Raw genomic sequence first — 13,947 nt, forward strand, 5'->3', positions numbered from 1 at the left:
GTTTAGAAAATGGAATCTAATGAAATATATCCTAATTCTTACCTTGTTTGTTCTGGTGCGATCTGTACGAGCACAAAGTCCTGCATTACCCTATTTGAAAAAACATGGTGATGCAACACAACTCATCGTGGATGGTAAACCATACCTGGTTCTGGGTGGAGAGCTCCGCAATTCCAGTAATTCAAATCTAACCAATTTAAGGCCTATCTGGCCAAGATTGGTTAAGGCAAATATCAATACGGTTTTAGCCACCGTATCCTGGGAGCAAATGGAGCCACAAGAAGGCGTATTCGATTTTACCCTGATAGATGGGCTTATAGACCAGGCGAGGGAAAATAAAATGAAGGTGATCTTGCTTTGGTTTGGAAGCTGGAAAAATACTGTATCTACGTATGTGCCTGGCTGGGTTAAAGATGATTTTAAACGTTTTCCCCGTATACAAAATGCAGACGGATCCGGGCAAGAAAGGCTTTCAACGATTAGTGAGACCAATAAAAATGCTGACAAACTTGCATTTAAAGCGTTAATGAGACATTTGCGGAAGATAGATGGTACTGCCCATACTGTTATCATGGTTCAGGTTGAGAATGAGGTCGGGATGTATCCCAACCGCCGTGATCTTTCAGCCGATGCAAACGCTCTTTTTGACAAACCTGTACCTGGTGAATTAATGAATTATCTGGTGAAAAATATGGATGCTCTTTCCCCTGTTTTAAAAAGAGCATGGACAGAAGCGGGATCAAAAAAATCTGGCAACTGGGAAGAGGTTTTTGGGAAAGGCAGATTGACCGAAGATTTTTTCCAATCCTGGACTTTCGCTACTTACATCAACGGTATTGCAGAAGCAGGTAAAAAGGAATACCCACTACCATTATTTGTAAACACGGCTCTTAATGAAGTGAGTGGTGGGCCGCAGGATAAAGTTATGGATATTTGGAAAGCAGTTGCGCCTAGTATTGATTTGCTAACTCCTGACGTATATTACCCGCAGTTTGCTGAATATGCAGCCAGATACCACAGAAGTGACAATGCCTTATTTATTCCCGAAGCCCGTTTTGACAGTAGTGTGGGAGGTAAGGCCATGTACGCGATTGGCCAGCATGACGCAATCGGTTTTTCTCCCTTTGCCATCGACGGCAATGACAGTATTCATGCCCATCCCCTTGCGAAATCATATAAGATATTATCGCAGCTAAGCCCTTATATATTAGAGAATCAGGGTAGTAAAAACATAGGAGGTATTTTGCTTGATACTATAAATCCAACTCAGGAGCTCCAGGTAGGCAATTATATGATTACTGCTACAATTGTGAAAAAGAAGCAGAGGTTGTCACCACAAAGTGCTTATGGTATTGTTTTAGCAACAGGGGAAAACAGCTTCATTATCTCGGGATGCAATTTGTTTCTGACTTTTAAACCGCTCACACCAGGACCGGCTCAGGCAGGTTTCAAAAATGTATCAGAAGGCTCGTTTGTGAATGGAATGTGGCGCGAGACCAGGCGTCTGAATGGTGATGAAATTGATGATGGCAGACATTTGCTTTTTCCAGGTGATGATAGGGAACTTAGCATCCAAAATGTTGAAATCTACAGATATGAGTAATCGTTATTTAAACATTTTAGTAAGCTGGATTTTAATGGAATAATTTTCTGAACATGAACAAGGTGTATCAGAATATTAAGGAAAAAGCTGCTATCGGTGAGAAAGGTATGAATGAAGATAATCAAAACCATTCTGATTGAAAAAAAATGATTCCTCAAGCCATGCTCAACTTTCAGAATTAGAGTATCGAATAAAAAACTGAATATATGGAAAAGAAGATATTAATGTTTGTTGCGGCCTGGATCTTAAATGCATTTGTTGTGCCCTATACGGTAAAGGCTTCTAAATTTGAATTGGTAACACAACAAAATAAAGTTTCAATTTATTATCCGAAAGGGGAGTCCAGACTTGATTCAATTGCGGCTCATTTATTGGCGTCGGACATTAAGCTTGTTAGCGGGTATTTGCCAATGGTTAGCAGTGATCTATCCTACGCAAGAGGCAATATAATTGTCATAGGACGCGCTGATTCAAAGCTGATTGCCAGTTTCGGAAATAAAGCTGTGGATGCTAATATGAAAGGTAAGTGGGAATGCTACTCATTGAGATTACTGTCCAAACCAACAAATAATATCTCTAATGCGCTGATTATTTCAGGAAGTGACATTAGGGGAACAGCCTACGGCATTTTTTCTATTTCTGAGAAAATTGGTGTAACGCCCTGGTATTGGTGGGCGGATGCAACTCCGAAAATGCAGAAAAGTCTTTCTATAAATATTGAAAACTTCACTTCCAAAATACCTTCGGTAAAGTTCAGGGGTATATTTATCAATGATGAAGATTGGGGATTACAACCTTGGGCAGCTAAAACTTTTGAACCTGAAACAAAGGATATCGGGCCAAAAACATACGCCAAAGTTTTTGAATTGCTATTGCGCCTTAAAGCTAATTTGATATGGCCCGCCATGCACCCAAGTACCAAGGCGTTTTATCATTATCCGGGTAACATTAAAGCTGCGGAAGATTATCAGATTGTGGTTGGTTCATCGCATGCAGAACCAATGCTTCGTAACAATGTCAGCGAATGGAATGAAAAGAGTATGGGTCCTTTCAACTATTTGACAAACAGGCAAAAAGTGAATGATTATTGGGAATCACGTATCAAAGAAAGCAGTAAGGTTAACGGTATTTACACTACCGGAATGCGCGGGATACATGATGGTGAAATTCAGGGTGTAAAAACGATGAAAGAGACAGTTCCACTTCTGGATACTATTATTGGTGAACAACGTAGCATGTTAAAAAAGTATGTGAATAAGGATATTACAAAGGTTGCACAGGTATTTACGCCTTACAAAGAAGTACTCGAAATATATGATGCCGGCCTTAAAGTACCTGATGACATTACTCTGGTTTGGCCGGATGATAATTATGGCTATATTCAAAGATTGAGTAATAGGGATGAAAATAAACGTTCCGGAGGTTCCGGTGTTTATTACCATGCATCTTACTGGGGCCGTCCGCATGATTATTTATGGCTAGGAACCTCCCATCCCGCGCATATACGGGAAGAGATGACCAAAGCTTATGAGATGAATGCCAGGCAGCTATGGATGTTGAACGTCGGTGATATTAAGCCGGGTGAATATACGACGCAGCTGTTTTTGGATATGGCTTACGACATAAAACCATTTGAGAAATCTTCCTTTTCAATTACTCATTTACAGAATTGGTTTGCAACAATTTTTGGTAGTAAACAATCAGCTCCCCTGGCTGGTATCTTATGGAAGTATTATGATCTGGCTTTTGAGCGTAAACCCGAATACATGGGTTGGAGCAGGACTGAGCCTACAACGGCAATTGATTTCACTGAATACAATCACACATATTACAATGATCAGGCGCAGCTTAGAATTGATGCTTACAATAAGTTGGTTGCCAAAGTGGAAGCGATTAATGCAAATATTGACACAAGAAATAAGGCTGCTTTTTACGAGTTGGTAGAATATCCTGTTAAAGGGGCTGCGCTGATAAATAAAAAATTCCTTTACCGGGATAAAGCTTATTTGTATGCAAGACAGGGTCGTTTGAGTGCCCAAACTTACGCGTTGTTGTCAAATGAAGTGTACGATAAAATAGCGAAAGAAACCCACTATTACAACACAGAACTTGCAGCAGGAAAATGGAAGGGTATGATGAATATGTTCCCAAGAAAGCTTCCCGTTTTTAACCTTACTATTTTTGATATGCCAAAAACAAATAATCTACCTGCTTTTCGAGCGCTTCCGGAAGGAAACAAAAATTCGGATTCCGCTTCCAATTTACATCAGTTCACTCTTCCCGAATACGATAAGTGGAATAAACAGAAGTATTTCATTGATATTTTTCTATGTCAAGATGTCACAATGAATTTTGCGATTAGCACTTCCGAAAGCTGGATTACTGTAAGTGCTGTAAAAGGCGAATTGGTTCCGGAGGGGCTCCTAAGCCAACAGCGCATCTGGGTGGAAATTGACTGGGAAAGGGCACCTGTACAGAAGAAATTAAAGGGAAATCTTGTTATCAAAGCTGATAACGATCAATATACTTTTGGTATTTCTGCAAACAATTCCCAACCGGATGAGCTTAAAAGTTTCGCCGGATACATTGAAGCAAACCGCTACTTGTCTATTAACGCTACCGAGTATTCAGCAGTGAACAATACGAAGTTACGCTATTGGAGCACGGTAGATGGATTAGGTTTGCAAGGAAAATCACTCGAATCATTCCCCTTGAATGAAAGGCCGGCTAATGGTGATTTGAATACACTAAACCTGAAAGATAATCCTGCCTTGGTGTATGATTTTTACACGTTTACTCAATCGCCCGCAGACATCATAATTACTTCTTTGCCAACTTATCCGCTTAACAAAAATTTTGAAGTGCGTTACGGTGTGAGTATTGATGATGGGCCTGTGAGCATTTTTAATTTCAGAACCTTTGGCCGTAGCGACGAGTGGAAAAGCAATGTGCTGAGTAATTCAGCCAAACGCACCTTCAAGGTATCAGATCTTAAAGCTGGCAAACACAAGCTCAAAATCTATATGATAGATCCGGGCGTGATTCTAAATCATATTTTTATTGATCTGGGCAGTTCGCAGCCATTTTATGGTGCTATAACACCAACCCATTATAATACCATTATCAAAGACAAATAAATTTGTTATGAAACTTTTAACTATACTTCTTTTTTTTCTGGTGCTGACTGATCTTGATTGTTTGGCTCAAAAGCATAAACAATATGATGCAATCTATTCCGGCGTCCCGTGGTATGACGATAACGGGAATATTGTCAGTGCTCATGGAGCTAATATTGTAAAGGAAAAAGATCGTTTTTTTTTGTTCGGTGAAGCGCATTCCGATACCAGTAATCAATTTGTTGGTTTCAATTGTTATTCATCCACTGATTTATATAACTGGAAATTCGAAAGCGTTGCCCTCCCAGTCCAGGCCAAAGGAAAGCTCGGCCCGAACCGTGTAGGGGAACGTGTGAAGGTCATGAAGTGTCCTGCGTCAGGCGAATATATCATGTATATGCATGTTGATACGCTAGGCTATAAGGATCAGTTTATTGGGTATGCTACCTCAGAAAAAATTGTAGGCCCGTACGTTTTTCAAGGACCTATACTCTACGATGGTAAGCCAATCCGAAAATGGGATATGGGTACTTTTCAGGATCAGGACGGATCAGGTTATGTACTTATTCATGGTGGTGAGATTTACAAATTAAGAAACGACTACAAAAGCGTAGCAGAACAAGTTAACAAGAACATGACACCCGGGTTTGAATCGCCGACACTATTTAGAAAGGATAGCATTTATTACTTTTTAGGTTCATACCTTACGAGCTGGGAGAAAAATGAAAACTATTATTATACGGCAACTTCACTGAAAGGGCCCTGGAAGAATCAGGGGATTTTCGCTAAGGAAGGCACTTTGACATGGAACTCGCAGACCACATTTGTTTTACCCATTAACGGGTCGAAGGACACGACCTTTCTGTTTATGGGTGATCGGTGGTCTTACCCCAAGCAGGCATCAGCAGCGACTTACGTGTGGCAGCCATTGACCGTATCCGGTTATTCTATTTCAATCCCTGAATTTGAGCAAGCATGGCAAATATATCCCTTGACCGGGGTAAAGTCATTTGCAAAAGTTGATGGGAGAATTCTAGGAGATTCGAGTTTGCAAATCATATATTCTGGAAATTGGCAGAACGACACATCTGGTAGTAGGACAGGGCACTTTTCGCAGGAAAATGGTGCTTCTTTTACCATTGGTTTTAAAGGTATTCAGATTGGCTGGTATGGGTTAGCAAGTCCAAAAGGCGGCTATGCAAAAGTTATAATTCGTAACCGCAAAGGGAAAATTGTGTTGTCTTCCATCGTAGACTTGTATTGTCTTTACGCTGATACCTCGCTCAGATATTTAAGTCCATTGCTTTCAAAAGGTAATTACTCACTAATAGTTTCCGTAATGGGAGAACGTCCAAACTGGTCAGATAAGAAAAAAAATAGTTATGGAAGTACCGGTTATGAAATCTCATTGGATAAAATCGTATTAAAAGAGTAATCACTGTCTGCCATGGTATCATCATACCAACTGTAAAAAAAATTGCATTTAGTTTTAAATTAAATCATTTATATAATGCGAAAATTGCATAGAGTTGACCTTTTAATTTATCTGCTGCTTTTATCCTCTGTGGCATTTTCTCAAACTCAGCCTGCCGTAGTCAAAGTGGATTTTAGTAAAACAGTAGGGCATATGACACCTATTTGGTCGTGGTTTGGCTATGATGAGCCCAATTTTACGTACATGAAAGATGGTAAAAAACTGCTCACAGAAATGGCAGCTCTCAGTCCTGCGCCCGTTTATGTGAGAACTCATAATCTAATGACTTCCGGCGACGGGACACCTTCTCTAAAATGGGGATCGACCAATATGTATACCGAAGATGCAAAAGGAAAACCTGTTTATAATTGGGCCATAGTTGACAGCATTTTTGATGCCTATGTCAGTCGGAAAATGAAACCTTTGGCACAAATCGGTTTTATGCCCGAAGCTTTATCGACGCATCCACAGCCGTATAAACATGACTGGAAGCCAGGTGATAGATTCAAAAAGCTGCAGACAGGCTGGACATATCCGCCAAAGGATTATAATAAATGGAGTGAGCTGGTCTATCATTGGGTGATGCATTGTGTTGCTCGTTATGGCAAAGCCGAAGTAGAAAGCTGGTATTGGGAACTCTGGAATGAACCAAATGGCGTTTATTGGGGAGGAACCTGGCAGGAATTCTTCAAATTATATGATCATACAGCAAATGCAGTGCAGCGGGCATTGCCAAGAGCGCGGATTGGTGGCTGTAATGTAACGGGAAACGGAATGAATTTTTTGGATGCATTTTTAAAGCATTGTGTTTCTGATACCAATTATGTAACGGGTAAAATCGGCTCTCCGTTGGATATGATTCTTTTTCATGCCAAAGGGTTACCTAATGTCATTAATGGAAAGGTGGTGATGGATGTAAGGGAGCAGCTCAAAAATATCACTGACAATTTCGCTGTAATTGCCAAATATCCGCAACTTAAAAATATTCCTGTGATTCTAGGTGAATCAGACCCAGAAGGCTGCGCGGCATGCAGTATGGCAACTAACCCTGAGAATGCTTACAGAAACGGAACCATGTTTTCCAGTTATACAGCCGCTTCTTTTGCACGCATATATGAACTTACAGACCGCCATCAGAAGAATTTACTTGGTGCGGTGAGTTGGTCTTTCGAATTTGAAAATCAGCCCTGGTTTGGAGGATTTCGTGATTTAGCAACAAACGGAGTAGATAAACCTGTTCTAAATGTATTTAGAATGTTTGGAAAAATGTCAGGCAAAAGAGTAGCTGTGCGCTCAAACAGAATGTATGCTTTGGATTCAGTTTTGCAAGGCAGTATAAGAAATCAGTCTGACATTGGTGCATTGGCTGCGATCGATAAAAAAAATGCTTCAGTATTGGTCTGGAACTACCATGATATCGATCAGCCGGGAGCTTTAGATAGTGTTGCTGTACAGTTGCAGGGTTTGCCAACCGGAAAAAAAGTATTTCTAAGTCAATATGTTATTGATAAAAAACACAATAATTCTTATGAGGTCTGGAAAGGTATGGGCTCACCGCAAAATCCATCGAAGGAACAGGTAAATATTCTGGAAAAAGCAGGCACTTTACAAATGACAGAAGAAAAGAAAGAGATAAAACTGGTTGATGGTAAAGCTGTTGTCAATCTTAAACTGGAATCACAATCGACGATGCTATTGGAAATTGATTGGGTGAATTAAATAGCTACTTTTTTAACATATGCTGAGTAAATTGTTCTTGAATTAATAATATAATTAACTTAATAATTACACTTATTAACAGTTTTTTATTGTCTCCCAGAACTCCGGGATTTACCAATGGAGCATGGCCATTTTCTGCCGAAGCGGAAATTTGCACAATAGGGACTAAAACAGTGAACGCCAGATTTCCATCAAACAACTTCGCTGGTGTTAGATATATAAATTGATTCATTTGCAGCAGGGAGTTAACCTTTAAACCTGGGGAAGCAGATTGTCCTTTACCTGCAACTACTTTTCTGGTATGAAAAAGCTGAGCATATCCTTGATAGATAAATCCTGCCTTTCCAGCAAGGCCATTTAGGCTATTTGCCATTCCCAGGTTCGTGGCTGGCAAAGCCGGATGTTGGGCTGCTGATCCAACAAAAGACAACAGCACCATTACGATTGGAAAGAAAAATTGTCTTTCCAGCTTCTCAATCCTGGATTCAAGCTTACGCACGGATTGAGCATACCACTTACCTCCCTTTGGGGTTGGTACCTGCAATTTGGTCAATCTTACAGCAATTGCTTCCAGGGTTGTATCGCCTTCCTCTCTGATTTTCCTAATAATGGGTGCCAGGTGGATGGCAAACTTGTCGGCTGCAACCGTAGTTTTGGGAGATTTGCTACGAATCGATATTTTGGGGTATTCAGTATAACGGGTTAGTGCGCTATCTGGTGTTTTAAAAAGTTGAATGGATCGTTGACCCTCAGAGTACATTTGCTGCAAAGCTTTAAATAAAACACCCTGGCTACAATCTTTAATAGAAATCTGTTGATTGCTATCAATTTGAGCTATTGCCTTTAATTCATCATTTACTTTTTGATTGCGGCCCTCAGAGGCCAAATCTTTTAATACGTTTTCAAACAGATTCTTTAATTTTTTGTCCATTAGTTTTAATAATTATGGGTTGAGTATGCCTGGGATGTGAAACGCTGAATAGATTATTGAAAATTGATAGTATCCAAAGCACAAGTATTTGGATACTATCGGTAACTATGATCTGCACAGTCGGACTAGGAGTGCTTCTTTGCCAATGAATTGATCCAGGCAGCAATCTTTAAAGCGTCCTTTTCAGGGACATTTTTCATCGGGGACATAGGCGGATACCCCGGCCAGTTCGCAGGCTTGGGATTATAGATTAAAGAGACGATCTGCGCGTTGGTGTATTTTTTTTTTGCTACATCCACATAGGCAGGCCCGATTACCTTAGCGTCAGCTTTATGACATGCAAGGCATGCATATTGCGTAAGTAGCTTGGAGATATCTTCGGGAATTTTCACTTGCTGTTGGGCAAGGGCTGGCGTGGCCATAAACCACAGACAGGCCAGCGTTAGAATCATCATGGCTTTCATTTTTTTTAGGATTTTAGATATTTATTAATAGTGAAGCTTTTTATCGGCCATGTGCTATTCCTCCAAAAGCACAGCCATGTCTTCTATGAGCTTTGCAGTACTTTCCTTGGAAGTACCATCATATATACCCCGCACATACCTGTTTTTGTCGACTAGTATGAATGCGCCGCTATGAATAAACCCTCCTGGTTCGTCAGGGTCGGCCATCGCACTGACCATATAGTGCTTTTGACCTATGTCATAGATCTTCTCCCGGTCGCCAGTCACGAATTGCCACATATTGCCTTTCAAACCCAGATCATCAGCATATTTTCCCAGTACATCAGGCGTGTCGTGTTCAGGGTCAATCGTATGCGAAAGAATGCCGACTTGAGAATTGCCCTTAAAGTGTTCCAGAACCGTAAGCATGTTGGATTTCATGACCGGGCAGATCGTGGGGCAGGTTGTGAAAAAGAAATCGGCGACATAGATCTTGCCTTCCATTTGCTTCTGTGTGAATGGCTGGTTTTTATGGTTCACAAAAGTGTAGTCGGGAATCCTTGGATATTCTGTCACCTGGGTTTTCTTGCCGTCAACCATCTTTGTAACGGTATCGGACTCGCCCAGGATTGGCAATTTTTTTGTTTGCATGCAACAATTATTAGCACCAGCAGACATGCGATCAAATTTTTCATTGGATGTTGATTTTAATAAATTGTTTTGACTTTGTTATTACATCCTGCATCTGGATGTTAACCAGGTCCATCTTAGCGGTCTGGCTTGCGATATAAGCTTCCTGTTGATGCTCATCAAGGGTTTCAAGGGTATCGGCCCTATACTGGTGCATCCAATCCATCATGGATTTATCTGCTTTAACCAGCTGCTGAATCAAGTCGCTTGCCTGCTTTTTTTGATTTTGTAGCTGGGAGCTGGGGTTAACCACATTCTGGCTGTCGAGCTGATTTGCAATGTTTGTAAGTTGCTTTTTGATGGTCATTATTTCTTCCATATTTGGCATAGCACTGTCGTGCAGGTCCATAAGCGATTTGGTTTTGGGGTTGGCCCGATGGCTAGTTCCCATATCGTGATGCGCGTCGGCTTTGCCACTTTTCTGAGTGCTGTCACATGCTGATATGCCAAGAGCTGCAAGGATTAAAAACAAATATTTTTTCATAAGACATTGTTTAAATTAATTGGGAAACCATCCCGAAAATAGATATTGCAACCAGTATATATATGCTGGTAAGTATGATCGTAGATGGTTGCGTTTTAAAGCGATCAACTGGCAAGCTTACGCCTGTTCCATTTAGCAGGAACTTAACTTCTGCCCGAAGCAGTAATCTGTTCATTTTTTAATGATTTGCTAGTTTTTGGTGATTTGGATTTTCGGTAAATGAATAGTCGTTCAGCGTATGCAGAAATGCGATGATCTGCTTTTTTTCCAGCTGTGAAAATCCAAATCCTTCTTTGGGAAGATGAGATGAAAGTGTCGTTGAACCCTTTATGTCATTAGAATAATGTCTAACTACTTCGTCCAGCGTATCAAAGCGCCCATCATGCATGTAAGGCGCAGTGAATGCCAGGTTCCTAAGCGATGGCGTCTTGAACTTTCCAAGATCAGCCGGCTCGTAAGTGATCCGATATCGCCCCTGAATAATACCTTCATGCTGCGTATTCGAAAAATCTGAATTGATCCCATTGTTATGGAAACTTTGATCCGTAAAAAGCTCGCCTGCGCGGCAACTCTGGCATTTTTGCCGGACAAGTGCCTGGCCTTTCAGCTCGTCAACTGTCAGCGATTCTCCGTGACTATTCAGCCGGTACCGATCATATTTCGAATCAGCAGAAATTAGTGAGCGCTGGAATTGCGAGAGGGCCTTTGCCACATTTTGCGCGCTAACCGGTTCATTGAATGCCTGCTGAAAACCCGAAACATATGCGGGAGCCGCATTGAGCTCCATAACGAGCTGATCCAGATCCTGCGCCATTTCGTCATGAGCAGTCAGTGGTGCAAATGCCTGAGATTCCAGGTTTGTTGCTCCGCCATCCCAAAAAAGGCCGTTATTGGCCCAGGCCATATTGAAAAGGGCAGGGGAGTTGCGCAGCAATGCAGTTGCCGAAACACCTGCATCGCTGAGCTTTACCCCGTCGCTAAAAGCCAGTTTGGGATCATGACAGCTTGCGCACGAGACTTGGTTATCGGCCGATAGCCTTGTATCATAAAACAGCATCCTGCCCAGCTGCACGCCAGCGCGGCTCGCCGGATTCCCGGTGTCGAAAGCGGGCTTTGGAAAGTGCGCAGGGATCACAAACCGGTAAGGCTCGTTTTTGGGCGCCAGGCCGGGTTTATCGCACGCATTGAGCGCGAGTGCCAGCAGCAGGATCGCTATTTTTCTGATACAAACCATCATTGAACTGTTGAGCCAAATGCGATTGCCTTTGTCGCCTGATTGGTAGCCACAGCTGACATTAATGGAGCTGTGGCTGCATTAATCGTGGAGTTTTTGATCAGATCAATGCCGTTCAGAATTTTTGCCACATCCACTAGCAAGACAACCCCTTTGGCCGTTGCCGAATTAACAGGCGCAGCAAAATCGATGGTCATACTCTTGTAATTTGCATTCAGGCCTGTTTCCGCTTTAAATGTCTTTGTTTCACTGCCCTGCTTTACAGATCCTGCAAGTGAGCTGAAAATATAGCTTGAATGCCACATCCATACAATGCTGCTCATCCCGTTGGCAATCGAAAGCTCGCCTGCACGAAGGCTCAGGTTGTCGTTATGCCTGGCATCCACTCCGATGGAGAATTTAACGGATTTATACTCACCCGCTGGAATGCCCTTTAAAGTGATCATTTCACGCTTATTGGCGGGATAGATCAGTTTGTCATTGATCGTTCCCGAAAGATCCAGCTCGCCGACTTCCTCCATTAGAAAATAGGAGTCCGGCACCATGTATTCAGTTCCCTTTGTATCGACCAAAACCATGTTGCTGACCCAGTAGCGGAGCTTGGTAAAGCTGACGGTCTGGCTGCCAATAGTAAAGTCTTTATCAAGTGCAAAGTCAGTATTGCCAACCCTGGCATCGAAAGTGAGGCTTAGCTCACCGGTAGCCACTGGCTTTACAAGTGGGGCATTTTCATCATCTGAACAAGCGAAAAAAAGAGCGGAAAGCAGTGCGAATATTATAATACGTATCATCTGTTTAGTTTGATTTCTGAATAAAAAAGATAAAATGAACTGGAGCAAAAGATTGCCATCACCAGCAATTCAAGGCTTGCCCATACAGACAGCTTTGGCTGGTTAGCGCTCGATTTGTTAATATTTGAGCTTAATACGATCAGTTAAGATGCAGTACTACTGAGGCGGACGCAGGATACCGCTTGCCGGTGTTGCGTAAACAGAAAGGCAGAAAAAGAAGGGTCCGGATTTTAAACTGTCAAATGGCTTTGCTTCAAAAAAGAAGTGACACGCAGCCATAAAAAACAACTGCACAAAGGGCATGTTTTCAACGCGTTCGGTGGTTTCTATATCTTTTTTATCCTGCTGCTCTTTGAGCTTTTTGGCCAGGAAGCATTTGCCATTGCAATTAAGTAAGGGCTTGTCACGGTTTTCGCAAAGCACACGGGCAATGTAAGTTTTATTAATCTGGTAATAGGCGACTGTTCCCCACGGACTAAGCGTAGGTAGCATGATTGCGGCCAGCAATATATATGCAAGAACAGATCTCATTTACATTCAGTCAATTTGTTACTTAAAATAAAAATCCAACTTGTACCATAAGCCTTTCTTTGGCGACCACGTGGCCGGAGGCGCTTTTCTGAGCGACGGGTTTCTGGGCATTTACACCCAGTGTCCATTTGTTGGAAAAAAAGGTTACCCCGGCTGTGCCATTCAGCAGCCTTCCGCCTTTAATGTCAAGCTCTTTTCCTTGCTGCTTTCCATGATCAGCATGCTCGCCGTAAACGCCGATGCTGGGGGTCAGTGAAATGCTGCCGATGTTAAAAGACCGGTAGAGCTCAACGGTTCCAAAAACTTGGTCACCGAACCGGTAACCCTGTGAATTGGCCGTATTGAACTTGCGGGAAATATTGGTAGCAAGTCCCCACTGGTCTTTGTTAATGGTATAAAAAGCATTGACAATAAGATCGGTGCTGCCGGTTCCCAACTGAAAATTGGCATTAGCGACTTCAAGCGTATTATTCTCATCAAACTTGAAATCACCCGTCGGCAGCTTTACCCCGCCGCCTAGCATCAGTGTGTGGTTGAATGCGCCTGAGGTTTCCTTATCCATAAATGTGTTCAGGATATTGTAGTTGGCCAAAACCGTGATATCGCCCATCCCATTCTGCTTTTTTACATCCGCAGAAGTTACCTGCTTATCGATGCGGTAAGGAAGAAAAGCCATGACCTGTACGCGCTTGATGGGAAATAACCGGGCATAAACTTCGCCGACATTGAAATGCTCTTCCGTTTTCAAAACCTTGCTATCAGCATGCGTCACAAAATGCAGCCGCCGGTAACGCAGCCCGATCACCGACTTATGCGACTTAGGCATTAGCCCAAAGTAGGAGCCGCTATTAGCGCAGCCGCAAATATCGCAGGCCAGCGAAACTTGAGCTGTCAGCAGAAAAATGATAAATACTAAATGTTTTATTTTCAT

Annotated in this window: 13 protein-coding genes; 4 read left to right on the forward strand and 9 right to left on the reverse strand. The window is 42.1% G+C overall.

Translation table 11 applies throughout. The features are described 5' to 3' along the window. The first annotated feature begins 19 nt into the window (after positions 1–19). The 4 genes from L0657_RS05205 (at position 20) to L0657_RS05220 (ending at position 7,912) form a co-directional block, all read left to right on the forward strand. A complete protein-coding gene (locus L0657_RS05205) occupies positions 20–1,603 on the forward strand; it encodes a DUF5597 domain-containing protein (protein ID WP_235149353.1) in 1,584 nt (527 codons plus the stop codon). Positions 1,604–1,809: 206 nt separating this feature from the next. Next, positions 1,810–4,740: a glycosyl hydrolase 115 family protein gene (locus L0657_RS05210; RefSeq protein WP_235149354.1), complete on the forward strand. Its 2,931-nt coding sequence runs from the start codon at positions 1,810–1,812 to the stop codon at positions 4,738–4,740. Between the two features lie 7 nt (positions 4,741–4,747). Then, on the forward strand, positions 4,748–6,154 hold the full coding sequence (locus tag L0657_RS05215) for a family 43 glycosylhydrolase (RefSeq protein ID WP_235149355.1): 1,407 nt from the start codon (positions 4,748–4,750) through the stop codon (positions 6,152–6,154). Between the two features lie 75 nt (positions 6,155–6,229). Then, positions 6,230–7,912, forward strand: a complete 1,683-nt coding sequence (locus L0657_RS05220; protein WP_235149356.1) for a GH39 family glycosyl hydrolase — start codon at positions 6,230–6,232, stop codon at positions 7,910–7,912. Between the two features lie 4 nt (positions 7,913–7,916). Here the strand turns inward: L0657_RS05220 and L0657_RS05225 are convergent, their stop codons facing one another. The 9 genes from L0657_RS05225 to L0657_RS05265 form a co-directional block, all read right to left on the reverse strand. After that, on the reverse strand, positions 7,917–8,843 hold the full coding sequence (locus L0657_RS05225) for a hypothetical protein (RefSeq protein WP_235149357.1): 927 nt from the start codon (positions 8,841–8,843) through the stop codon (positions 7,917–7,919). A 125-nt stretch (positions 8,844–8,968) separates the two neighbouring features. Continuing rightward, positions 8,969–9,307 carry a c-type cytochrome gene (locus L0657_RS05230; protein WP_235149358.1) on the reverse strand — a complete coding sequence of 113 codons (339 nt, stop codon included), beginning with the start codon at positions 9,305–9,307 and terminating at the stop codon, positions 8,969–8,971. 54 nt (positions 9,308–9,361) lie between these two features. After that, entirely contained in the window at positions 9,362–9,937 is a 576-nt protein-coding gene (locus L0657_RS05235) for an SCO family protein (protein WP_235149359.1), read from the reverse strand. A 40-nt stretch (positions 9,938–9,977) separates the two neighbouring features. Beyond that, entirely contained in the window at positions 9,978–10,460 is a 483-nt protein-coding gene (locus tag L0657_RS05240) for a hypothetical protein (RefSeq protein ID WP_235149360.1), read from the reverse strand. 10 nt (positions 10,461–10,470) lie between these two features. Then, positions 10,471–10,635, reverse strand: coding sequence for a hypothetical protein (locus L0657_RS05245; RefSeq protein ID WP_235149361.1), 165 nt, complete (start codon positions 10,633–10,635; stop codon positions 10,471–10,473). A 3-nt stretch (positions 10,636–10,638) separates the two neighbouring features. Further along, positions 10,639–11,697: a cytochrome-c peroxidase gene (locus tag L0657_RS05250; protein WP_235149362.1), complete on the reverse strand. Its 1,059-nt coding sequence runs from the start codon at positions 11,695–11,697 to the stop codon at positions 10,639–10,641. Then, on the reverse strand, positions 11,694–12,485 hold the full coding sequence (locus L0657_RS05255) for an MbnP family protein (protein WP_235149363.1): 792 nt from the start codon (positions 12,483–12,485) through the stop codon (positions 11,694–11,696). Before L0657_RS05255 ends, L0657_RS05250 begins: the two co-directional genes overlap by 4 nt. 156 nt (positions 12,486–12,641) lie before the next feature. After that, positions 12,642–13,016, reverse strand: coding sequence for a hypothetical protein (locus L0657_RS05260; RefSeq protein WP_235149364.1), 375 nt, complete (start codon positions 13,014–13,016; stop codon positions 12,642–12,644). A gap of 22 nt (positions 13,017–13,038) precedes the next feature. After that, complete coding sequence (locus L0657_RS05265; protein WP_235149365.1) at positions 13,039–13,947, reverse strand: transporter; 909 nt, start codon at positions 13,945–13,947, stop codon at positions 13,039–13,041.

The organism is Dyadobacter sp. CY345 (assembly GCF_021502725.1).
In the GTDB taxonomy this organism is placed as follows: Bacteria; Bacteroidota; Bacteroidia; order Cytophagales; family Spirosomataceae; genus Dyadobacter.

What these genes read in the sequence shown, in the direction of transcription:
- L0657_RS05230 (WP_235149358.1), bottom strand. Translation starts at nt 9,307, where the DNA reads ATGAAAGCCATGATGATTCTAACGCTGGCCTGTCTGTGGTTTATGGCC.
- L0657_RS05215 (WP_235149355.1), top strand. Translation starts at nt 4,748, where the DNA reads ATGAAACTTTTAACTATACTTCTTTTTTTTCTGGTGCTGACTGATCTT.
- L0657_RS05265 (WP_235149365.1), bottom strand. Translation starts at nt 13,947, where the DNA reads ATGAAAATAAAACATTTAGTATTTATCATTTTTCTGCTGACAGCTCAA.
- L0657_RS05240 (WP_235149360.1), bottom strand. Translation starts at nt 10,460, where the DNA reads ATGAAAAAATATTTGTTTTTAATCCTTGCAGCTCTTGGCATATCAGCA.
- L0657_RS05225 (WP_235149357.1), bottom strand. Translation starts at nt 8,843, where the DNA reads ATGGACAAAAAATTAAAGAATCTGTTTGAAAACGTATTAAAAGATTTG.
- L0657_RS05205 (WP_235149353.1), top strand. Translation starts at nt 20, where the DNA reads ATGAAATATATCCTAATTCTTACCTTGTTTGTTCTGGTGCGATCTGTA.
- L0657_RS05245 (WP_235149361.1), bottom strand. Translation starts at nt 10,635, where the DNA reads ATGAACAGATTACTGCTTCGGGCAGAAGTTAAGTTCCTGCTAAATGGA.
- L0657_RS05220 (WP_235149356.1), top strand. Translation starts at nt 6,230, where the DNA reads ATGCGAAAATTGCATAGAGTTGACCTTTTAATTTATCTGCTGCTTTTA.
- L0657_RS05255 (WP_235149363.1), bottom strand. Translation starts at nt 12,485, where the DNA reads ATGATACGTATTATAATATTCGCACTGCTTTCCGCTCTTTTTTTCGCT.
- L0657_RS05260 (WP_235149364.1), bottom strand. Translation starts at nt 13,016, where the DNA reads ATGAGATCTGTTCTTGCATATATATTGCTGGCCGCAATCATGCTACCT.
- L0657_RS05235 (WP_235149359.1), bottom strand. Translation starts at nt 9,937, where the DNA reads ATGCAAACAAAAAAATTGCCAATCCTGGGCGAGTCCGATACCGTTACA.
- L0657_RS05210 (WP_235149354.1), top strand. Translation starts at nt 1,810, where the DNA reads ATGGAAAAGAAGATATTAATGTTTGTTGCGGCCTGGATCTTAAATGCA.
- L0657_RS05250 (WP_235149362.1), bottom strand. Translation starts at nt 11,697, where the DNA reads ATGATGGTTTGTATCAGAAAAATAGCGATCCTGCTGCTGGCACTCGCG.